This is a genomic window from Rouxiella chamberiensis (assembly GCF_026967475.1).
Classification (GTDB): domain Bacteria; phylum Pseudomonadota; class Gammaproteobacteria; order Enterobacterales; family Enterobacteriaceae; genus Rouxiella; species Rouxiella chamberiensis.
In genome coordinates, this window is record NZ_CP114058.1 from 1,063,985 (window position 1) to 1,085,763 (window position 21,779).

15 protein-coding genes and 3 pseudogenes are annotated in these 21,779 nt (G+C 51.1%); 7 read left to right on the plus strand and 11 right to left on the minus strand.

Annotated features, from left to right (window positions below; all coding sequences use genetic code 11):
- Positions 1 to 14 precede the first annotated feature (14 nt).
- Together O1V66_RS05080 and O1V66_RS05085 are read right to left on the minus strand one after the other, a co-directional pair.
- Entirely contained in the window at positions 15 to 743 is a 729-nt protein-coding gene (locus tag O1V66_RS05080) for a gluconate 2-dehydrogenase subunit 3 family protein (protein WP_269128171.1), read from the minus strand.
- Between the two features lie 443 nt (positions 744 to 1,186).
- On the minus strand, positions 1,187 to 2,158 hold the full coding sequence (locus O1V66_RS05085) for a LacI family DNA-binding transcriptional regulator (protein WP_414058435.1): 972 nt from the start codon (positions 2,156 to 2,158) through the stop codon (positions 1,187 to 1,189).
- A gap of 463 nt (positions 2,159 to 2,621) precedes the next feature.
- On the opposite strand from O1V66_RS05085, the pseudogene O1V66_RS21735 reads away from it, so the two are divergent.
- Positions 2,622 to 3,985: pseudogene (locus tag O1V66_RS21735) on the plus strand (carboxylesterase family protein).
- A gap of 352 nt (positions 3,986 to 4,337) precedes the next feature.
- Complete coding sequence (locus O1V66_RS05100) at positions 4,338 to 5,516, plus strand: MFS transporter (RefSeq protein ID WP_045048172.1); 1,179 nt, start codon at positions 4,338 to 4,340, stop codon at positions 5,514 to 5,516.
- A 124-nt stretch (positions 5,517 to 5,640) separates the two neighbouring features.
- Here O1V66_RS05100 and O1V66_RS05105 read toward each other — a convergent pair whose 3' ends face one another.
- Together O1V66_RS05105 and O1V66_RS05110 are read right to left on the minus strand one after the other, a co-directional pair.
- Positions 5,641 to 6,552 (minus strand): LysR family transcriptional regulator, encoded by a 912-nt coding sequence (locus O1V66_RS05105; protein WP_045048171.1) that lies wholly within the window; start codon positions 6,550 to 6,552, stop codon positions 5,641 to 5,643.
- Positions 6,553 to 7,025: 473 nt separating this feature from the next.
- Complete coding sequence (locus O1V66_RS05110; RefSeq protein ID WP_045048170.1) at positions 7,026 to 7,703, minus strand: SDR family oxidoreductase; 678 nt, start codon at positions 7,701 to 7,703, stop codon at positions 7,026 to 7,028.
- Between the two features lie 331 nt (positions 7,704 to 8,034).
- Between O1V66_RS05110 and O1V66_RS05115 the strand changes: the two genes are divergently transcribed.
- On the plus strand, positions 8,035 to 8,178 hold the full coding sequence (locus O1V66_RS05115) for a hypothetical protein (protein WP_160292256.1): 144 nt from the start codon (positions 8,035 to 8,037) through the stop codon (positions 8,176 to 8,178).
- Positions 8,179 to 8,490: 312 nt separating this feature from the next.
- Here O1V66_RS05115 and O1V66_RS21740 read toward each other — a convergent pair whose 3' ends face one another.
- From O1V66_RS21740 to O1V66_RS05140, 5 genes and pseudogenes are all read right to left on the minus strand, one after another.
- Entirely contained in the window at positions 8,491 to 8,715 is a 225-nt protein-coding gene (locus tag O1V66_RS21740) for a hypothetical protein (protein WP_330873462.1), read from the minus strand.
- A gap of 1 nt (position 8,716) precedes the next feature.
- Complete coding sequence (locus tag O1V66_RS05120; RefSeq protein WP_330873463.1) at positions 8,717 to 10,060, minus strand: ABC transporter substrate-binding protein; 1,344 nt, start codon at positions 10,058 to 10,060, stop codon at positions 8,717 to 8,719.
- A gap of 52 nt (positions 10,061 to 10,112) precedes the next feature.
- Entirely contained in the window at positions 10,113 to 11,786 is a 1,674-nt protein-coding gene (locus tag O1V66_RS05125; protein ID WP_241481412.1) for a hydantoinase B/oxoprolinase family protein, read from the minus strand.
- Positions 11,787 to 11,788: 2 nt separating this feature from the next.
- Positions 11,789 to 13,410: pseudogene (locus tag O1V66_RS05130) on the minus strand (hydantoinase/oxoprolinase family protein).
- A 4-nt stretch (positions 13,411 to 13,414) separates the two neighbouring features.
- Positions 13,415 to 13,915 carry a hydantoinase/oxoprolinase N-terminal domain-containing protein gene (locus O1V66_RS05140; protein WP_269128176.1) on the minus strand — a complete coding sequence of 167 codons (501 nt, stop codon included), beginning with the start codon at positions 13,913 to 13,915 and terminating at the stop codon, positions 13,415 to 13,417.
- A 328-nt stretch (positions 13,916 to 14,243) separates the two neighbouring features.
- Between O1V66_RS05140 and O1V66_RS05145 the strand changes: the two genes are divergently transcribed.
- Genes O1V66_RS05145 through O1V66_RS05155 form a run of 3 tightly spaced genes read left to right on the plus strand, consistent with a single transcriptional unit; the run spans position 14,244 to position 17,808 of the window.
- The gene (locus tag O1V66_RS05145) at positions 14,244 to 15,233 is read left to right on the plus strand and encodes an ABC transporter permease (protein WP_045048167.1); all 990 of its coding nucleotides are present in this window, start codon (positions 14,244 to 14,246) and stop codon (positions 15,231 to 15,233) included.
- Between the two features lies 1 nt (position 15,234).
- The gene (locus O1V66_RS05150; RefSeq protein ID WP_045048166.1) at positions 15,235 to 16,110 is read left to right on the plus strand and encodes an ABC transporter permease; all 876 of its coding nucleotides are present in this window, start codon (positions 15,235 to 15,237) and stop codon (positions 16,108 to 16,110) included.
- Positions 16,111 to 17,808, plus strand: a complete 1,698-nt coding sequence (locus tag O1V66_RS05155) for an ABC transporter ATP-binding protein (protein ID WP_045048165.1) — start codon at positions 16,111 to 16,113, stop codon at positions 17,806 to 17,808.
- Positions 17,809 to 17,821: 13 nt separating this feature from the next.
- Here O1V66_RS05155 and O1V66_RS05160 read toward each other — a convergent pair whose 3' ends face one another.
- Positions 17,822 to 17,974: a hypothetical protein gene (locus O1V66_RS05160; protein WP_160292255.1), complete on the minus strand. Its 153-nt coding sequence runs from the start codon at positions 17,972 to 17,974 to the stop codon at positions 17,822 to 17,824.
- Positions 17,975 to 18,393: 419 nt separating this feature from the next.
- Between O1V66_RS05160 and O1V66_RS05165 the strand changes: the two genes are divergently transcribed.
- On the plus strand, positions 18,394 to 18,774 hold the full coding sequence (locus tag O1V66_RS05165) for a hypothetical protein (RefSeq protein WP_269128177.1): 381 nt from the start codon (positions 18,394 to 18,396) through the stop codon (positions 18,772 to 18,774).
- A 320-nt stretch (positions 18,775 to 19,094) separates the two neighbouring features.
- Here O1V66_RS05165 and bamA read toward each other — a convergent pair.
- A pseudogene (gene bamA, locus O1V66_RS05170) lies at positions 19,095 to 21,539 on the minus strand (outer membrane protein assembly factor BamA).
- Positions 21,540 to 21,779 lie beyond the last annotated feature (240 nt).

A 21,779-nucleotide genomic window follows, 5' to 3' on the forward strand; every position in this document is an offset into this window, starting at 1 on the left:
CTCTGCTCCGACAATCAATCTTTTGGAATAAGGCTTACGGGAATTAATTTTAAGTTTTCGCCGCGACGGTCAACATATTGACGGTAGTCATAACGCGCGCCCGGGAAGCCGATCATTTTCCAGCCCGCCATGGTTTTATTGCCGCCATAGAGAGGGTCGGCCAAATAACTCTCACGCACGTTTTGCAGCATCAGTTCGAAGAAGGCCTGACTGTTGACGTCGGCACCGAGATTGATTTTTCCGGCTTCCATGTCGGTCAGGAAGCGATCAATTTGTTCGTCGTTGAGGGTATAAAAGGAGGCTTTATGATTAACCTTCGCCCACGCCTCCAGCGCCCTTAAGCCGGTGACATATCGTTCACGCGGTGGCGCTAGAAATTGCGGCGCGCCCATCAGCTTTTCTTCATTTTCAGGTCGCAAAGGCCCCTGAAGATAAAGTGCCGCGCCCGAACCATAGTCGCCCGCCAATTGATCGTCGATAAACGCGATGGCGCCTTCTTCACATGCGGAAGGGCCATGTTCGTCGGCCGGGATCAGCCGGTCATAGATAGCGGCCAGATTCTTTCTGTCTGTCTCGTTGGTCAAAACGCGATAGCCGCCCTGCATGGCGGAACCGGGGACACTATCGGCATTGAGCCCGGATTCAAGCGGAACATTGTGCAGCTCTTTGGCACTCAGCTTTGGCGCGACGGTTAACGTGGCAACAATTGAACTGATGGAAAAGAGCGCTTCTCTTCGGTTCATGGTTATTTCCTTGACTCGTACGACATTGTCATTGCTTGCACTGAACCCATTCGCCTGCAGCAATAAATAGGCTGATAAAAAGGCGAATGACCTGTAAATTGGCAATAGAAAGCCAACCCTGTTTTGAAACACGGTATAAAAACGTCATGATGCCTATGACGGTTATTTAGCGACGTAAAACATCGACCCTTGAAATTTCAAAAGTTATTTTTACTTTGTTTTCGCTATAACGCTGAGTGCTTAGGAGTGAGGCGCTGTATTTTTCATGAGGAGACCTATAGTGTTGTTGAAAGTTAAGCAGAGGTAATAAAATTCACGCCCGTAATAAGTAAAGTATTATTTTTATAATGACGAGTTTATGGGGATAATTATTCTCGCTCATGATTTCCGATAAATATTAAAACTGACCTGCGGCCGATGAATGACTGCCGCAGGTTGAAGAATTAATGTTTCAAGTGCGAACGTCTTATCACCAGCTCGCCATGACGCCATTCTCCCTCGTTATTCACCTTACCTTCTGTTAAACGATTAATCGCCTCGGTTATCAACTTTTCGGTATTCTGGTTGTAGGTCGTCAATTGCCACACGGGCGAGTCCGCCTCATCAATTCCGTCAAAACCTACAATGGCCATGCTGTGAAAAAGCTGCATTTCATATAAGGCTTCCAGTGCACCTATGGCCAAAATATCGTTTTCGCAAAACATGGCCTCTACACGATTGGCCGCAGGCGTAGACTGCAAATACTGTTTCATGATGTCGTAAGCCAGCTTTCGCTCATATCTACCGGCCACGAGCCGCAGATCCAGTTGATGCCCATGTTGTTCAAGTTCGTACTGATATCCATCCATGCGAAGGAGATGCCTGGATTCGGTATCCGGCCCTTTCATATAGCCAAATCGTTTATAACCCTGCTCATGCAGCAACTGCCCAATCTCCCGGCCTGCCTGATAACCGTCGACATTCACTATCTCGATATTGCGGTGATCTTCGCTGTTGCGGCAGATCTGAATCAGTGGCACAGAGTGAAGATTATGGGCAATGTCAAACAATTCATTACTTAATATGTTGGCAATAAACAAAATCCCGTCGACCTGAAGCTGATCGGCCATTTGGATAATGGACTGGTGATTTTCACCCGCCGTAATGTTCAGGACCAGCGCCAGATAACCCCGCGCCTGTAGCTCTTTGGTCGCTGCATCAAGCACTCTCATCGAATGCGGGTTCTTTAGCTCATCAATGGCAATGCCGATGATATGAGTGTTTCGTTTGGTCAAACTTCTGGCCAGCAAATTAGGGCGATAGCCAATCTCGGCGGCGATAGCCATGACTTTTTCTTTTGTCTCCGGTGAAACATAGGCACCCGGCGTGAATGCCCGGGAGACAGTCCATTTAGACACGCCTGCCAGTTTGGCCACATCGCTCGCGGTTCGCTTTTGCCTGCTTGGTCGGTTTGATTGCTTTTGTCATCAGTTCGCTTTGGATATGTTTGGTTTCATAAACATATTGAACGTCAAAAGAAGACGAAAAGAAACTCTCCACTGCACACTCCGTCAAGAAGTCCACGCTGTTAGTAATCTGTATAAGACTTTTCGTATAACCTTTTATTCATTGTTGAGATTATGTTAATTCAAGGGCGGTTTTGCAAACACTTTCTGCACCTAGGTGCAGAAAAAGTGGCATAAAGGTTGGTTGTACAAAAAAGTCATTTTTAAACAGTTGGTTAGTGATTTTTTCGGCGATTTTGTAAGGGCAGTGTTAATCCGGTGGCATCAAAATGACGTTATCCGCAGTATAGAAAGCTGCGTTGTTTAAGTGCCCATGACGCTTGCGGGTAAATCTATGGGGCTACGTTCACACAGAAAAACATAAGGAATAGCGATGAAAACACGCCGTCAATTTCTTGTCATGACCGCCGGAGTCGGGGTTGCGTTGACAATGCGGGTTCCCGCTATGGCAGCAGCGGATTCCACGTCTGCCGCGGCAATGGCCCTCCAGAAAAGCACGGCGATAACGGAGGTTTTTGGTAATGGTATTCGTCTGGTCGGCATTGCGGTGCAATATAACCAGCCAATAGAGAGCACCGAATTGTCACCCGAAGATTTCAGTGTCGAAAATCGTACGATAACCGATGTTTTTACCAGTACCTCCGCCGATCCTGCCGATAAAAAACCTACTGGCGCTTATGTCATCATCATGTTATCGCCCGATGACAAGAACGCGTTACTGGCGCAAAAGCAGAGTGCGCCTACGGCGAATCCGGGGAGAAGAACGACCCGGCATCTTCGAAAGGCGGACCGGGTAATGCGGGTGACATTCCCGTCTATGACACGGTCTATCCCGCGCCTAAGGCGACCTTTGAGCAGACAAAAATTTTCCGCGACAAAACGGGTGCGGCGATGCCACGCATTGCGAAAACCACGACCCAACAGGTGAAAAATCTTGTTGTCGATAATTTTAAACAGTATGAATTTCATGACCCCAAGACGGGGCGTTCATTAAAATACAATTTATTTATTCCCGCCCATTATCGTCCCTCCACCGCGTGGCCCCTGGTGTTGTTTATGCACGACGCCGGAGCAACGAGCGATGTGACAAAAACTACGCTGTATCAGGGATTGGGCGCAATCTGCTGGGCATCACCCGCCGATCAGGCAGACAGGCCCTGTTTTGTGCTGGCCCCGCAGTATGAAGAGATCATTGCGGATGATAATTCGCAGACTTCCACAATGCTCGAGACGACCGTAAACCTTATTCATCATCTGGGTGAACAGTACGCCATTGACGCAAAAAGACTTTATACCACCGGTCAGTCCGGCGGATGCATGATGTCGATTGCCATGGACATCAAATATCCCGACCTTTTCGCCGCCTCGTTTCTAGTGGCCGGGCAATGGGATCCTGCACGGGTGAAACCGCTCGCAAGGCAAAAGCTATGGGTTATCGTTTCACAAGACGATGACAAGGCATGGCCGGGCCAGAATGCCATCATGGAGGTTCTGGAAAAGGAAGGAGCACATATCGCACGAGCAGAATGGGATGGCACATGGCGCGCGCAGCAGTTCAGACAGGCGTTCACCGCTATCGATAAACAACATGCCGCCATCAATTACATCAGCCTTCGTAAAGGCACCGTGGTGCCGAAAGGTGAGTCGATGGCGGGCGCGTCGGGGCATAGAAATACCTGGCGCATCGCTTACACTCTGGAACCCGTGCGGGAATGGATTTTCAGGCAGCATAAGTAAGGCCAGATTAAATACCGGACGCATTCTGCGCTTATCGTCATTTCGCTTGGCGAGGCCAATGAGTGGAACCGGTTGTTTCATTACTCGCCAAGACACCCGGGTGAGTCGATACCTGCTCAATCGGGCATCTAACAAATCCTGAATAAGCTGCTCATGGAGACAGCGCGGGCAGATTTTTATTACCTTATTCTGATTGGAGAATTTTTGTCTCCTGAGTAATGCCCATAGAGGTCTTTCCGACGATTGGAGATTCCGCGATGATCGCTTCGCCAAATTAGGCCAAAACGAATAACCGATTACTGACGTTATTTTTTGAACTTCTCATTTGCGATGTGTTTCGTAGGGTATCTCCATGCAAAATAAAAGTACGCTGCTATTGCTGACCCTGTCGGTAGCGGTATTCGGTGTCATCACCACGGAAATTGCCATTATCGGTTTATTGCCGATGCTGGTTTCACAGCTTCATGTCACGCCGACGCAGGTTGGATTTCTGGTCAGTATCTACGCCGTAATTGTTGCGGTAACAGGGCCGTTTATTACCTTGATGTTGTCCGGCTTCAATAAAAAAACCGTGCTGCTGTCCATTCTCGTGGTGTTTATCATCTCGAACCTGATTTACGCCACCACGGATGTCTTCAATTTAATGCTGCTATTTCGTATTCTTCCGGCGCTGGCACATGCCGTATTCTTTGCCGTGGCGCTTGTTGTGGCGGCCAATTCGGTGCCGAAAGAGAAAAGCGCCGGTGCCGCCGCCAAGGTATTTGCAGGCGTGGCGATTGGGCTGGTATTGGGCGTGCCGCTGAGTTCGCTGATTGCCGAACATATTTCTCTGGCCGCCGCGTTTTACTTTGGTGCCGCGGCCTGTGTCATGGCTTTCGTGGGCGTCTTGCTGTTCGTGCCGTCAATGCCTGCCAAGGAAAAGGTATCCTTTGGTAGCCAGATTAAAGTGCTGCGAAACGGTAAACTCTGGATGACCATTACCACCGTTTCAATGATATTTGCCGCGATGTTCTCGAGCTTTAGTTACGTAGCGGACTATTTGACGAAGATAACTCACCTCGATAACAACGACATCAGCGCCATGCTCATTCTCTTTGGCCTGTGCGGGTTTATCGGCAATTTTATCTTCAGCAATTTTTTGCAAAAAAGCCTGGTCAAGACAACCTCTATCTATCCGCTGCTTTTCACCGTTGTGTTGCTGTTAGTCTGGTGGTTAGGATTTTCGCCGCTCGCCATGTGTCTGCTTACCGTGTTCTGGGGTGCCTGTCACTCTTCCGGTCTGGTCGTCAGCCAGACCTGGTTGATGCGTGAGGCCAGTGAAGCGCCGGAATTTGCCAACAGCCTGTATATGTCGTTTTCGAATCTTGGGATAACTCTCGGTTCGCTGACCGGCGGCTGGTTTATCGCCAATCTCGGCACGCACGCCGTTGTTCTGAGCAGCGTTATCTTTGCGTTGCTGGCCTTTCTGAGCATTGTTATCAAGCACCGCGCCGATCGCAGCAGTTATCAGTCCAGTCAGGAAGCGGCCTGATATTCGGCGGAGTTTTGAATAACCCGCTTTAAGGGCAGAATTCAAGGAGCATCTGTCCGCGGCGGACAGGTGTTTACTTCTTCCTTTCAAAAGGCTAGTGAGTCTGGTCTGACTTGATGACCGGTTAATCCAGCAAACCGTCTGCCGCCGCCTTGAGTAATTCGTCGACCACGTAACGAATTTTGGGCAGCAGTTGGCGGCTTTTGGGCCACAGCGCGCTGATGGGCATTTCGCCGCCCGAATGGCCGGACAGCACTTCTTTCAACTCCCCGCTGTGCAGATATTTACCGACCAGCCATAGCGGCAGCTGCGATAGCCCGCATCCGGCCAACACGGCGGATAGCATGGCGTCGCCGTCAGCGAACTCGTAGGTGGGCGGGGGTGTGTAGCGCTTTATTCGCCCGTCCTGTTCCTTCAATAACCAGGACACGGGTTGGTTCCTGCGAAAGCCGACCACGCCATGATGTTGGCTTAATGCGTCGGGCGTCTCGGGTTCGCCCTTTTCGATGAGGTAATCCGGCGACGCGCAGATAACCAGCTTCTGGGTGGTTAATCGTCTCGCCACCAGACCACTGCTGTCAGGCAGTTCACCAATACGAATAACCAAGTCGATGCCTTCCTCAATCAGGTCGACGAATCGTTCGCTGAAGGTCACCGTCAAGGCCAGCTCAGGATAACGACGCGTGATATTTAACAGCACGGGCAGGACCCGCTGTCGGCCAAATGCCGCGGGCAAGTCTACTCTCAATCGTCCGGCGGGGCGGGCAATATGTGACGTCAACTCCGCTTCGGCCTGCTCGAGAATATCGAGGGCATGTTGACAGCTCAGCAGAAAACGCTCGCCATCCGGCGTCAGGCTGAGCCTGCGCGTCGACCGCTGAAAAAGCTTGAGCCCAAGCCGGTCCTCGAGGCGCTTGACACTTTTGCCTACTGCCGATTTGGTCAGCCCAAGCCGCTCGGACGCGGCAGTAAAACTGCCGAGCTGCGCGGTGGTGACAAAGGCGGTGATACCGCCTAGATGCTCTGTTTTTCGCATAATATGAGTGATCTTTTTAAAGATAAGCCGGGCAATGACTGGCTCTTTTAATTAACGCCGCGACAAGATAGCGATGACCACAGTCACGCAGACTGTGGCAGGGGCGTGATTTTGTCAATCTCGCGGCTATTTCATGAGAAGCCCAGACAATACCCTTTCTGTGGTATCTGCATTGTAGAAAATATATCGACAAAGTTGCGACTCAAACGAGATTTTGCGCGCAGCTGAAAACGGGCGTGAACGATTGCAGGGCCGGGACGCTCATGGAACCCATGTCATCATGATGAATCCCTGACGCCGAGGCCCGTATCAACGGTCATCGGCTGATGGCCATATACGGGGCCTCACGTGGAGAACAACATCATAAAAGCAGTCAGAATTTCATCCGATGAACGGCCGCCGTTGGGTGGCGCAGAGGATTTTAGTGGGGCAAAACTGTCCGTCCGTTATCGAATAGAACACGTTTTCTAACGTTACCACTTCAATGTTTTCCCTGAGTAATCAATAAAATGATGCCCACCTTTACCGCGCCAGGCGAGCACCTGTTCAGCAATACCTTCCGTGCTTTCTTCCACCGTCAATGTGGCATTTTTGCCGCCCATATCGGTTTGTACCCAGCCTGGATGAATCGACAGGAGGGTAAAATCACTTTCTCGATTCGCATTTTTCAAACCCCGCGTCAGCATATTGAGGGCGGCTTTGCTGGCGGCATATAAAGGGTAAGTCGCTGAATCGTTTTCATTGAGACTCGCCAACTGAGAAGTCATCAATGCCAGTACGCCCGTTTGAGGCTTAAGCCGTGGCAGAAGTTCCGTTGCACAGCGAACCGGAGAAAAGGTATTGGTCATGAACAGCGCGAAAATCTCTTGTTCACTCGCCTGATTCACGTCCTGATGATCTGGTCCGTAAACGCCAGCATTGATAAAGATCAGGTCAAATTCACGAGATGACAACTGCGCGCTCAAGGCCTGTCTCTGAACCTGATCGTTAATGTCCACGGTAAGCCATTGAACGGACAGAGGACTGTCCTCTGGGGGAATCCCACGACAGGTGGCCGTCACGTGCCAGCCAAGATTTGCGAGTTGTTTAACGATACCCAAACCGATTCCTCGGGACGCGCCAATAATCAGGGCTGAAGCGGACGTATGCATAAAGTCTTCCTGTGAATAGTGTGTAATTTATCGCCAAAGGGCAGTTGCAGGTTTTCTTTCTGATTTACAAGCATAGGCGAGTGACCGGCACTGTTGCGGTAAAAAGGGGGACTATCTCGGGATATGTTAAAAATCCGGAAGCGGATCATCATAGTCAAGGCTTCAAAACTGGCCAAGGTTTTGAATAGCGGGCTGTCTTGTGTCGGAAACGAACGTTACTGACCCTGCACTATTTTTTGTTGCGTTCAGGTCAATACCTTTCCTGTCCGCCTGAAGGCGGTATAACTCCTTAACTATCTATTATTCTTGATGCCATTGACGAGAGAAAAGCATGAACAACCCGTTGTTGACGATTCCTCTGGAAGATTATGAAGGACATATGGCGCTCCCCGATGTGGGGCAAGCACAAATGCTGGCCAATGAATTCGAGCTATTGCTGAAATCACATGCTCCAAACAGCTCGGCTCGCTCATGAAACGGGTCTCGCCCGATACGCTAAACAACAGTGCGGTGGAGGCAGGCATGACCTGTGTTTCGCAAAAAACGCTGACTTTGGCTTCGGGTAAACGATTTTCTCTGCACTTATTCAAGTTTATATAGCGGTGATGTTCGGGGTGAGTGCTTTTCAATAGGCATTGAGGCTAGACTGTAAACAACGCGTTTGCAAAAAGCAGGGGCGGCATCCGCATTATCTCGCCCCATCGGTTATGGCGGCCGGCATTATACAAAGCAACAAGATACAGCGAACATTGTTACTGTTGCATTCATGCCGGCCTGCCGATGAACATCAAGGTGTTTTATTATCTACCCAGACATCCGATAAATTACCCTCTATTCCATCCGCGGTGACTGAGTCGTCATGAACGCGTTGATTTCGTATGGTAATAAATTGCGGCGAGATCAGATCAATACTCGGCAAGTCTTTCTTGACGATTTGTTGAAACTGACGAAATTCTTCCACGCGTTTCTGTGGATTGTTTTCGGTTTGAGCTTCCTCAAGCAGGCGGTCCACCTCAGGATTCTGGTAATGAGAGGCATTGGAGAACCGGTACGCCTTTGCGGAAGTTTTTCGACCAGAAGATCCTTTGTACGCCTACGGTAGGGTCAAAAAGATTACTGTGTCCGTTCACGGTGAAAGAAAAATCTCGGTCGGTATACACGCGTCGTACAAAGGTCGAGAGGTCTTGCGAGCGTAAGGTCACTTTGATACCCAGCGGCGAGAGGGCCGAACGGATATATTGTGCCGTTTTGAAAATATCTGCGGCAATGGGATTGTAGTCCAGCGTAACGGCAAAACGCGTGCCGTCGGCGCCTCTTTTATATCCCGCCGTATCCAGAAGTTCATTGGCAGCCTTGATATCAAAATTGTAGGGGGAGGGGGTCGGGTCATTATATTCTTTCAGGCCGGGCGCAATGGGCGAGGCCGTCACTTGCCCCAGCCCAAAATAGGCTACCTGCAAGATAATAGTGCGGTTGATGGCATGAGCCACCGCCTGCCTCACGCGAAGGTCTTTGAAATGCGGGTCGTCGAGGTTGAACTGAAGCGACGTCACATTAAATGAGTAGCTGTTTCCCACGGTCTCAAAGCCGAGTGTGGGCAAGGTTTTTAACCTCGCGACGTCATTTAATGCGACCGGTGTACGATAGCCAAGATCGGCATCCCCTGTTTCAAACGCTGCCGAACGGGCGGCATCGTCAGGAATAAACTTAACGACCAGTTGATCGAGATAGGGCTTGGAATGATCCCAATAATTGGGGTTTCGCCTATACAGAATATAGCTGCCGCGTACCCATTTCTCGAAGATATAGGGCCCGGTGCCAATCGGCGCATTGTTATGGGGATTCGTCAGCGCGTTGGTGCCTTCATACAAATGGCGTGGAATTATCGGTGATTCAGCGGCGGCGAAAGCTTTAATCAAATAGGGCGCCGGTTTTGACAAGACAATCACGGCAGTTAGAGGGTCCGGGGTTTCGACCTGGGTAACATTGGCGAAGGTACTGGACCCGCGTGGATGCACCTTTTTGAGCAATTCGATGGAGTAGGCGACGTCAGCAGAGGTGAAATCCTGTCCATCCTGCCATTTTACATTCGGGCGCAGATGAAAAGTGTAGCGGGTACCGTCAGGGCTGATTTCCCAACTTGTTGCCAGCTGCGGCCTGGGCTTTAAATCAAAATCGTAGCTAAGCAGGCCTTCGGTGACTTTTGCACTGACACTCAATGCCGGGGTGGCCACGGTAGTCAATGAGATAAGCGCAGGGGGTTCATAGCTCAGTACAAGATTAAGAGTGCCGCCGTGCCGAGGTTGCAGCGTATCGGCTAAAACGGCGTTCCCCGAGAGACTGGCTAATAACGCCACGGCACATAGGCTGCGGCGAAAAATTGAATGCTTCATTATCGCTGTGGCTCCATTATTCATTATTTTTAAGGCTGTAGTCGTGCAGCGCGGAGCTTGCACTGATGAGCGCATTTTTTACGTCGCGCTCAATGCGGGTAATGGCGCGCTCCGCCGGTACTCCCAATCCGCCGCCGCCCGGCGTTTCGACGATTAAATGCGCGCCCGGTGGAATGATTTGCTGCCCCTTGCCGGAAAGTATCTCGCCGGTAGACAGACGAACGCGACCGGGCGCTCCGGCACTACCGCCCTCGGCACCCCGCGCCGGAAAATCGATGCGATCCCACGCCGCACCTAATGCCATGGGGGCATTCTGACCGTGGGAAACTTCAATAATCTGTCCCAGTCCTCCCCGCTGCTGACCGGCACCTCCAGAGTCCGTGCGGTATTCCTTGCGCCAGAACACTACCGGGCTGATGGATTCGAGTATTTCCAGCGACACGTTTCGTACGCCGCTTGGGAAAGACGTTGTAGACAACCCGTCCAGATGTGGACGCGCGCCGGTGCCGCCCGTTGAGAAGCTGGTAATGGAGAAGCGTGGCTGCGACAAAAAGCTTTGGGCGTCATAACCCGGCAACACGTGCCCGCCGGATAGTTGAATATTCCAAAGGCATGATGATCCTTCGGCTGGAACGTCTCCGGGACGTGCCTGACGCAGACAGCCGAACACCACATCGGGCAGCATCTGGCCAATGATGTGACGCGAGGTCACCGCCGCGGGATAGGGCGCGTTGAGAATGGAACCTTCGGGCGCTGAGACGCGGATAACACCCAGCGATCCCGAGTTGTTCGGCACGTCCGAGCCAATCAGGCAGCGGATACCAAATGAGGTGTAGGCGTCGGTATAGGCTTTAACGACATTAATACCTTTGGCGACAAACCCGGATGTGCCGGTGTAATCGACATCAATACCTTCATGGCTGACGGTCAGTCTGGCTTTCAGAAGCAGGGGTTCGCCATAGCCGTCTATCCACATCTCGGCATCCCAGGTGCCCCGAGGCCATTCCCTTACTGCCGTTAGCATCGCCTGTCTTGAATGGTCAAGAATGTATTCACCCGCGTCGAGCAGATCCGCTAATCCGAACTCGTCAAGCACGCTGACCAGGCGACGCGCGCCAACATCGTTGCAGGCCACCAGAGCAAAAAAATCACCCTCGACCTGTTCCGGTTCGCGGACGTTGGCTTTCACTATCGACAGCACATTGTTGTCCAACTCGCCGCCGTGAATAAACTTCATGATCGGCAGGAATAGACCCTCATGATAAATTTGACGGCCATCCGGGCCCGGACCGAGTCCGCCGATGTCCACCACATGCAGGGTAGAAGCAAAGAGCGCGATAGGGTTGCCATGATAAAAGACGGGCGTCACCATCACGATGTCGTATAGATGCCCCGTGCCTTTCCAGGGATCATTGGTCACCAGCACATCGCCCGGCTTTAAGGTTTCAATGGGGAATACGTCAAGAAAATGCAGTACCGAATCGGCCATGGAATTGACATGACCCGGCGTGCCCGTCACGGCCTGCGCCACCATACGACCATCAGGTAAAAACACACCGGCCGAAAGGTCACCGGCCTCACGAGTCGATGTGCCGAAAGCGGTACGGATCAGTGCCTGCGCCTGCTCTTCAACCACCGAAATCAGGCGATTCCAGATTACCTGATGTTGAATAACGTCCTGAGTCATCATTGTTATCCTTGTGCCGCGTTGTTCTGTTGCAATATGAGATGGCCCTCGGCAGTAACCTTTGCCGAAAAGCCTTCGTCTACCCAGGTACTGGTTTCGGTTTCAACGACCAGCAGCGGGCCGGAGGCAGCGGTCACCGTTGAAAGTTGCTCGCGACGGTAGACCGGCACGCGGATGCGCTGTTGCTGACGTGCGGAAAACACGTCGCGCCGAGGTAAAGGGGTGTCAGGGCCGAGGTCAGGTCGAGGTGTTGAGGAAGACGTATTGATATCGGGCGCCGGTGTGCTTGCGGTCACCGTCCAGCTAATCGCTTCAACCGCGACGTGATCCAGACTGCGGCCATACAGTTGGCGATAGGCAAGGGTAAAACGCCGATGCAATGCTTCCAGGGATTGAGCATTCACCTCGCCGTCGTCGAGGGCAACAGGAACTTCGTGGCCCTGACCGGAATAGCGTAAATACACGCTGCGCTGAATATTGATGGGGGCATGGGCATCGGCTTGTTCCACGACCTGGCGCACTTGTTGGCTCAGTTCCGACAGCAAGGCCCCCACGGCATCAAAGTCCAGCTTATCCAGTCGTTGATAAAAACTGCGAACAGCCTGATAGGCAACCGGTGCCCACAGAAAGCCCAATGCCGAACCGACACCCGCAGCGTGCGGAATAACTACCTTCTTTATCCCGAGTTTGGCGGCAAGACGGGCGGCATGCAAAGGGGCGGCACCACCAAAGGCAATCAGGGTGTAGTCTTCCACTGCCTTACCGGACTCGCTGGCGTGAACACGCGCCGCATTAGCCATGTTCTCGGCGATGATTTCAGTTACCGCCAGGGCAGCGTGGTCAACGCCAAGCCCAAGCGGGGCGGCAACCTGTTGCCGAAGCGCGGCGGCAGCCAACGCGACATTAAGTTCGACCTTGCCGTCGGCAAAGGCCGCGGGATCCAGCAAACCCAATTGCGCGTTGGCATCGGTAATGGTGACGTTTTGCCCGCCAAGATTATAGCTCACCGGTCCCGGCGCGGAACCGGCACTGTCCGGACCCACCTGTAAACGCGAGAGATTGTCGATACGTGCAATGGACCCGCCGCCTGCACCAATCTCGACCAGATCGATTACCGGTATACGGATAGGCAGGCCGGAACCTTTCTGATGGCGGTGGACGCGACCGAATTCAAAACTGCGCGAGATCTGCGGCTGAAACTGATCGATAAAGCAGATTTTTGCCGTCGTCCCCCCATATCGAAGGACAACACTTTTTCCAGTCCAAGTTGGGTGGCGATATTGCTGGCGAGAATGGCACCGCCTGCCGGCCCGGATTCGACCAGCCGTACCGGTTCGTCAATGCCGGTTTCCAAGGTGGTAATGCCTCCACCGGAGGTCATCAAGAAGGGCGGGACACGCAGTCCCCGAAGACCGAGTTGATGGCGCAGCCGGGAAAGATACCCTGCAACCAGCGGCTGTACATAGGCATTGGCGCATACGGTGGAGAGACGTTCATACTCGCGAATTTCAGGGCACACGTCGCAAGACAGGGAAAACGTCACTCCCGGAAGTCTGGCGCGCAGGATTTCAGCGGTACGTTTTTCATGGTGCGGATTCACAAAGCTCTGCAGATAACCGATGGCCACACTTTCAATGCCCAGGTTCTTCCAGTTCGTCGGCCAGGTTATGCACCTGCTGCTCGTTTAGCTCGATTCTGACTTTTCCCTGTGCATCGATGCGTTCTTCAATACCAAAACGCCATTGGCGTTCAACCAGTGGCAGCGGTTTTTGAAGGAAAACGTCGTATTGGGCAAACCTGTCTTCCTGACCAATTTCTACCAGGTCCCGAAAGCCGGCAGTGGTGACCAATGCGGTTTTGGCCCCTTTACGTTCGATTAATGCATTGGTCGCAAGCGTTGTGCCGAGGATCAGTAAATCCACATCGGCGAATTGCAGCGCGGCGTCACGCAATACATTTTCCATGCCATCAAGTACGGCGCGCTCTGGCGCATCGGCGCTGGTTAATACCTTGGAGGAAAACTGATTTACCCCGCTAATAAGCACGACGTCAGTAAAGGTGCCGCCAACGTCTACCGCCAGACGGTGTTTCTGTTTCTGTGTTCCTGTAAAGGAGTGCTCCGTTCCAGACATTCTCAGGCCCTAATCAAGAGTTAATTCAACATCCAGTTAACGGGAATATTTACAAGACTGACTACTGATTTTTTCGGGTTTGCAAAGCAGGATAATGACTAAAAGAATGCGTTTTAGTGTTAATGGACGGCTTAAGCCAAATTATCTTTATCAAGATTAAATTGCTAAAACATTTCGGCGGTCGTAAATCAAATGACGATATTTAATTCAAGAAGGGCGCGTGAATAGTGAATAACTGATATATGCAAAGCGAGATTAAGCATTAAGCCTGGATCTTTTGGGCTGGTAGTCTTTTTCACTCTACTTTTATTCTACCGGTCACAAAATTATGTTGGAAAAACGGCACTGGCTGCTGGCGCTGCTCGGGCGTACTTTATTGCAGGTGATCCCGACCTTGCTCGGTATCCTGCTTATCATGTTTATTATCCTCCACTTAATCCCGGGCGATGCGGTCGACGTGATGGCAGGCGAGTCTGGAGGTGCCAGCGCCGCGTCGATGGCACTGATGCGAGATCAGTATGGGCTTAACCTTCCGGCATGGCAGCAATTTATCAGGTGGTTTGTTCATGTACTACAGGGCAATCTTGGTTTTTCCCCGCGATTTAATGCCCCCGTAACAGAGCTCATTTTTTCGCGTCTGCCTGCCACGCTGGGATTAATGGTGGCCGCACAGGTCGTTGCCCTGACTTTCGGGGTGGTATTTGGCGTGGTGATGGCATTATTTGTCGGTAAATGGCCTGACCGCTTTTTGTCCCTATTTACCCTGCTGCTGTATTCCCTGCCTGGTTTCTGGATTGGTCTCATGCTGTTGGTACTCTTTTCCGTGGAATTAGGATGGTTGCCAAGCGGAGGAAATATCACTATCGGTGCCCAGTTGTCATTTTGGGGAACCCTCAAAGACAGTGTCCTCCATGCTATTTTGCCGGTTTTCTCTCTCGCCAGTTTCTTTATTGCCATCTATTCACGACTGACACGGGCTTCGATGCTGGAAATTACCCATCAGGATTTCGTGCGCACCGCCAGAGCCAAGGGAATATCTCCCCTGCGCGTCACGGTGCGCCATGTGTTGCGCTGCGCGCTTATTCCCGTTGTCACGGTGGCGGGGCTGCATATTGCTACCATGCTAAGCGGCGCGGCGGTGATTGAAACGGTATTTGCCTGGCCGGGATTAGGTCGTCTGGCACTGGATGCAGTCATGGCGCGCGACGTCAATGTACTACTGGGAATACTGTTCTTCTCGTCATTGCTGGTACTGGTGGCTAATTTTTTAGTGGACCTGATCCATACCTGGCTTGACCCGCGAATCAAGGTGCGTTGATATGACGATTATTCCTGAATCTACTGCTACCTCTCCGGGCCGTCCATCCGGCGCTTTGCGGCAGTTGCTGCGTAACCCTGCCGGCGTGGTGGGACTGCTCATCCTGCTGACAGTCATTCTGATGGCGTTACTGGCGCCCTGGATCTATCCGGGTGATCCGCTGGATATGGTTGCGACTCCACTCCTGACTCCCGGAACGGATGCGGCTTATCCATTGGGAACCGATGCAATGGGGCGGGATGTGATTGCCGGTATCTTCCACGGCGCTCGCGTCTCACTGCTGATTGGGGTCAGCGCGACCGTTATCGGGCTGGTCATAGGCATTTTGATTGGCAGCATCGGCGGCTATTTTGGCGGCATTACCGACAATGTTCTTGTGCGCATTACCGTATTGTTCCAGACCATGCCCGCCTTTTTGCTGGTGATTATCCTGCTGGCCATTTCAACTCCCTCGGTAACACTCATTGCCCTGTCGATAGGGATCACCTCATGGCCCACCGTGGCGAGACTGGTGCGAGCCGAATTTCGTTCCCTGCGTAATGCCGAGTTTGTGCTGGCGGCACGCACGCAAGATTTTTCGTCATGGCGAATAATTTTTCAGGAAATCCTCCCCAATGCGTTGCCCGCAATTATCGTCACCTCTTCGGTGATGGTCGCCTCAGCCATTTTAATGGAATCGGCTTTATCCTTTCTGGGCCTTGGTGACCCCAACAAGGTGAGTTGGGGTTTTCTTATTGGCAGCGGAAGAGAAATGCTGCGCAGCGCCTGGTATCTGACCGCAGAACCGGGGCTGGCGCTGGTAATGACCATTTTGGGACTCAATCTGCTGGGCGACGCATTAAACGACGCTTTCAATACACGGTTAAGGGAACGCTAAATGAACCCATTATTATCGATTCAGGAACTGGGCGTGCGCTTTGGTCAGCATCGGGCGGTCGACGGTCTCAGTCTGACATTGGCACGTGGAAAAATGCTGGCGCTGGTGGGGGAGTCGGGCTGCGGTAAATCGGCTACCGCACTGTCAATCCTCGGGCTGCTGCCGGCCTACGCGCAAGTCAGCGGTACGATGACCTATGAAGGGCAAAATCTTCTGACGCTGTCTTCGCGAAAACTACGGGCATTACGCGGTAACGAGATTGCCATGGTGTTTCAGGAGCCTATGACCTCATTGAATCCCGTACAAACCGTGGGTCAGCAGATTATCGAAACGCTCCACGAGCATCTCGGATTATCGGGTCGTATGGCCAGAACAAGAGCTATCGAACTTCTTGATAGGGTGGAACTTCCCAATCCAGATAAGCGTGTCGATTATTATCCACATCAGCTTTCAGGCGGCCAGAGGCAAAGGGTGATGATTGCCATGGCCGTGGCGTGTGAGCCAAAACTGCTTATCGCCGACGAACCGACCACCGCCCTGGATGTGACCGTTCAGGGAAAAATCATGGCACTCATCGATGATTTACGAAAATCGATGTCGATGAGCGTATTGATGATAAGTCACGATTTAGGCCTGATGTCACGATGGGCTGATGAAGTTGCCGTGATGCACGGTGGCCGCAAGCTTGAGCAAAATCATACCCGCGAGCTGTTTGCCGAGCCCCGGCATGAATATACGCGGGGGCTATTGGCCGCGTCATTACATAGCCAGCACGACGTGCACTATCGGCAACGTAGACTGACAGAAATTCGTACTCTACAAGGACAGAGTGAGCGGTCGTTTTCACTGTATACCCCTCCCACGCTGCGCTTCCCGCCTCTGGCGCATACCGCGCCATCACAGCCGATACTCTCCGCACAGGAAGTTAACGTTTCGTATACGCAAGGCGGCCAGAGGATTGATGCGGTGAGCGATGTTTCTTTCGATTTATTCAAAGGAGAGACACTGGGGTTGGTGGGCGAGTCCGGGTGTGGGAAATCGACCCTGTCTCGCGCTATCTTGCATCTGGTTAATCCTGACAGCGGACACATTCGACTAAACGGCATAGATACTGTTGGCCTGAAAGAATCGCAGCTGGGAGCGCTGCGCAGCAAAGTGCAGATGATTTTTCAGGACCCCTTTGCCTCTCTAAATCCAAGGCAGACGGTAGGCGGGATCCTCGATAGGGTGTTGAAAGTCAGTGGTGTCAAAGATAAAACACAGCGAAAACAACGGATTGCTTTTATGGTGGACCGCGTAGGCCTTCCGCAAAACAGTCTTAATCGTTTTGCACACGAGTTTTCAGGCGGGCAGCGTCAACGTATTGGCATTGCGCGGGCTTTGATAACCCAACCGGAGCTGATCATTTGTGATGAAGCCGTGTCAGCACTCGACGTCTCCATTCAGGCGCAAATCCTGAATCTCTTGCTGGAAATGAAACACGAATTCGGGCTGAGCTACCTGTTTATTTCGCACAATCTCGATGTGGTGCGCTATATGGCAGATCGCGTGCTTGTAATGCAAAAGGGTAAAATTGTGGAATCCGGAGAGGTGGAAACTGTCTGGAACCGCCCCCAACACCCTTACACACGGGAACTGCTCGAAGCGGTGGATGCAGAATATTCCCGTCAACGTAAACAACACCTGGAAATAGCTTGAGTTGCCTCGTGTTCTATTTAATGACAGCGATGCGTTCTGGTAAGCAGTTTGGGTAAAACAAGGCCTGGCTGTTGAGTGAATTAATGTCTTTTTGACCTGCTCCCCGCAGAATAAACAGGCCGATGTCAGCAACGTCCGCTTCTGACAAAAAGTGGACGTTTGGCATGAGTTTTCCTGGTGAACGGTCATGCCAGTAAATGGAGTCAGCACGTAGCCGCACCTCTTGACGGCTTTACTCCCAGATGATTATCGCTAAGGTTTGGCTCGGCCATTAAGTGCGGCTCCTATTCTTGAGCCTCCCATTTCCGTCATTTCTGCTATCTCAAACAGTTCATCTATACTGACTATTCCATTGGTCATTTGCCCGGGAGGTCGCGCCATCATCAACATTTTCAATCTGCCAATAAAATAAGATGTGCATCGCCTACAAAATCCTTGTGGCATTGCAAGATGCAACTCAGCGTTCAAAGGAAAGGCGTCTAAATTACGTCACCGTGTAAATGCGTTAATGAAACAACGTGTTCCTGCTTCTTGCCCCCCATAAAGCTTAAAATAATAAACTTCGGTTTATCCGGGAGATGATTAATGAAAATAACTAAGTTTGCCTATTCCGCCCTCATTGGCCTTGTCGCCAGTTGCCGCTCCATGACGCCGATGGCGGCCCTCGCCGCTGCACGTCTTGCCCGGCGCGACACCTCGGGCAGTCTGTTATTGCTCAACCGCCCGTTATTTAAATACGGCGCGCTAGCGATGGGTGTCGGTGAGTTGTTTGGCGATAAGATGAAGTCAGCGCCAGACCGCACCGTGTTGTTGGGCTTGTCAGCGCGTGTGGCCAGTGCAGGGATTGCGGGTGCCGCACTGGCACCACGCGGGGAAGAAAAACCGGGGCAGCGATCGCTGTCTCTGCCGCTGTGCCACTTGCCTATGCCACGCTTGCGGCACGCAAAAAAGCCATGGCAGAAATAGGGCAGACCAAGAGTGGCATAATTGAAGATACGCTCATCGTCGCTCTCGGAGCCGCAGTTGTCTTCTTCGCAACCCGCCCAAATCGTAATTAACCTTACTCAGTCTTCGAAGGATAATCTCGGCGAGCCATCATGAGTGGGTCAATGGCTGCTTTTGGCACAAAGCGGACGTTTGCGTAAAGCGCAGTCCGCTATGTGCGAGAAGAGGCGTTAAGGTTGCGGCGAGCATATTTAACGCCGGGTATGACGAAAGCATTCTTCATAGGCTAGTCACTCATAGTTTAGTAGAACCTCCCGCAGGAGGTTCTGAATGAAAACTCATTACCAGGTTTTCCCAATATTGAACTGGAACTGTTCAGCACTGTCACCCGAATACTTTTTCAGAGGCTGGGCGTAGGAAAAGGAAAGTGGGCCAAGCGGGGACTGCCATTGTAGTGCAATGCCAGATGATACACGGATCTTGTATGGGTCGCTGTAATCGGGGATACCTGCGGCGAGAGTTTCTGTCGTATTGTGCCAGCTTGTATCCCAGACCGTGCCTGAATCGACAAAAACCGATGTACGTAAAGAATTTTTATAGCGCTCGCCTACAAAGGGTGTTGGCACGATCAACTCGGCACTGGCGATGGCCATGGCATTCCCGCCCGTCGCATCATCTGAAGTAACCACTGGACAACTAGCGTAGTGACTTTCGGAGCCGTTACAACGGTAATATGCCGCCTTTGGACCAATGGTGTTTGACGAGAAACCGCGAACACTGGTGGAACCCCCGGCATAAAAGTTATCGTAGAAGGGTACGGCGCTTCCTCCTAAACCGTCCGCATACCCTGCCTTGGCTCTACCCATCAAGACCCATTGATGATCGTGATCGAGGGGCAAATATCCGTTGGCATTCAGCGTGCTTTTGTAATAACTGTTGGTTGAGCCTGGAAGGGTCACTTTAGTATTGAAAGAGGCAGAAACTCCGGAGGTTGGGAAGTAACCGCGGTCCAGAGAACTGTAACTCCAGCCAATGCTGGCGAACACGTCATTGGCAACGAACGAGGTATTGCTGGTACCGTCATCATCAACGGTGCGGGTGGTCACGTCGGGATACACTCCCTGAGAATTGAGATAGTTCCAGGTGGCTACCTGAGGAGTCATGTCGGAAATCTTGTTATAAACGTAATCGAGCCCGACGCTGACAGCATTTTTCTCGCTAACCGGAAAACTTAGGCTGGACCCCATACCTAGACTTTTCTGATTATATTCTGCCAGACCGTTGTCTCCCGCATTGTAGTCGTTATAAAAAACTTTCCCCCGAGGCTTACGCCGTCGGTCGTGAAGTAGGGATTTGTCGCAGATACCTGAACAAGAGTTTGATAGCTGCTCTTTGTTCCCGTAAATCCGAGACTGTAACCGGTCCCTAACCAGTTATCTTGACTGATGCCCAGCGTGAAGGTGACGCCGCTGTCCGAGCCGTAGCCAACTCCAATATTAAAAGTACCCGTATTACGCTCTTTGACTTTATAGACGACATCAACCTGATCTTTTGATCCCGCAACAGGCTGGGTCTCTACGTCAACGCTTTCAAAGTAGCCAGTACGGTTGAGACGTTCTTTACCCTGATCGAGTTTATCGCTGCCCAACCACGAGCCTTCCATCTGGCGCATTTCACGACGAAGCACTTCATCTCGCGAAGTCGTATTTCCTTCGAATCGAATTTGACGAACGTAATAACGGCTACCCGCTTCGACGTTGAGATGCAGTCGTATAGTTTTCGAAATATCGTCGAATTCCGGTTGAAAAGTGACCTTGGGATAGGCATACCCATACCGACCGAAATATTTCTTAATATCTTCTTCTGTCTGTGTTATCTGCTGCGCATTATAGGTTTTACTCACCAGATGGTGGCTGACATCATTAACAAAATTTGCATGTCCGGCCATATCTCCATTAATTATGATGCCGTTAACGGTATATTTTTCCCCCTCATGTACGTTGAGAGTGATGAATGTCCCTTTTTTATCCGGTGTTAAGCTTACCTGCGAGGAGTCGATATTAAAACGCGCATAGCCTCTGTTGAAATAATAATCACGAAGGGTGTCGACATCACGGGATAATTTTTGTTGTTGAAACTTTTTATCGCTGACAACGTTCCACCAGGCAACATGGTCCCGAAGCTGTAACAGGGAGGTAAGCTGTTCAGTACTAAAAACATGATTACCTAGAATGTTAATTTGCTGTATTTTTGCTGTTTTACCTTCATTGAATACAAATTTCAAGTCTACGCGATTATTGGGTAGCGGAGTGACAATGGCAGAGACTTGGGCGCTGTATTTTCCCGCACTGTTATAAAAATCCTGAAGTCCTTTCTCCAATGCTGAAACGGTTGTTCTATCTAATGGCTCACCGACTTTAACGCCAGAAGCTTCCAGATTTTGATTCAATTGTTCTTCTTTAAGTGCCTTGGTTCCCAGAAAAAGAGATCCCTGCGATGAGGGGGCGCTCGCTAAGTTTGATGATAATTGTCGCATCATCTTTTAAAATCTGGACGTTATCATAGTTATTGGTAGAAAATAGGGCTCGAATACTGTTCTGTATCCTTTCAGAGTCTGCAGCATCACCGATACGCAGCGGCACCTGCTGCAATGCAGTCTGGAGAGGGATCCTTTGTAAGCCTTCTATCTTGATATTCTTTATGACAAAGCTGTCTTCAGCATAGCCTGTCTGGGATGTCGTCATTAAGAGAGCTATCAGTATTCGGTTTATGTTTTTAATATGCATTTCATCATCATCTAAAGGGTAGTAGGCTGATACCGCAGGCACTAGGCTGAGTAAAAGATTAATTTTATTATTTCAGATGACTCTACATTATCTAAAAGGTTTTCCAGTATTGAAAGCTTTGCTATTTAATTACAATTACCGAACGTTATTTTCACGAAATCATTATGAAGTTCTTAGTAACAAAATCATTAGCTGATGAATGTGTACAATACGCTTACGATGGGGTGTGTGTGATTTTCA

Excerpts from the sequence above, each read along its gene's own strand:
- O1V66_RS05115 (WP_160292256.1), top strand. The coding sequence starts at position 8,035 with ATGAACAACCCGTTGTTGACGATTCCTCTGGAAGATTATGAAGGACAT.
- O1V66_RS05100 (WP_045048172.1), top strand. The coding sequence starts at position 4,338 with ATGCAAAATAAAAGTACGCTGCTATTGCTGACCCTGTCGGTAGCGGTA.
- O1V66_RS05145 (WP_045048167.1), top strand. The coding sequence starts at position 14,244 with ATGTTGGAAAAACGGCACTGGCTGCTGGCGCTGCTCGGGCGTACTTTA.
- O1V66_RS05080 (WP_269128171.1), bottom strand. The coding sequence starts at position 743 with ATGAACCGAAGAGAAGCGCTCTTTTCCATCAGTTCAATTGTTGCCACG.
- O1V66_RS05155 (WP_045048165.1), top strand. The coding sequence starts at position 16,111 with ATGAACCCATTATTATCGATTCAGGAACTGGGCGTGCGCTTTGGTCAG.
- O1V66_RS05140 (WP_269128176.1), bottom strand. The coding sequence starts at position 13,915 with ATGTCTGGAACGGAGCACTCCTTTACAGGAACACAGAAACAGAAACAC.
- O1V66_RS05150 (WP_045048166.1), top strand. The coding sequence starts at position 15,235 with ATGACGATTATTCCTGAATCTACTGCTACCTCTCCGGGCCGTCCATCC.
- O1V66_RS05125 (WP_241481412.1), bottom strand. The coding sequence starts at position 11,786 with ATGATGACTCAGGACGTTATTCAACATCAGGTAATCTGGAATCGCCTG.
- O1V66_RS05165 (WP_269128177.1), top strand. The coding sequence starts at position 18,394 with ATGAAAATAACTAAGTTTGCCTATTCCGCCCTCATTGGCCTTGTCGCC.
- O1V66_RS05160 (WP_160292255.1), bottom strand. The coding sequence starts at position 17,974 with ATGCCAAACGTCCACTTTTTGTCAGAAGCGGACGTTGCTGACATCGGC.
- O1V66_RS05110 (WP_045048170.1), bottom strand. The coding sequence starts at position 7,703 with ATGCATACGTCCGCTTCAGCCCTGATTATTGGCGCGTCCCGAGGAATC.
- O1V66_RS05105 (WP_045048171.1), bottom strand. The coding sequence starts at position 6,552 with ATGCGAAAAACAGAGCATCTAGGCGGTATCACCGCCTTTGTCACCACC.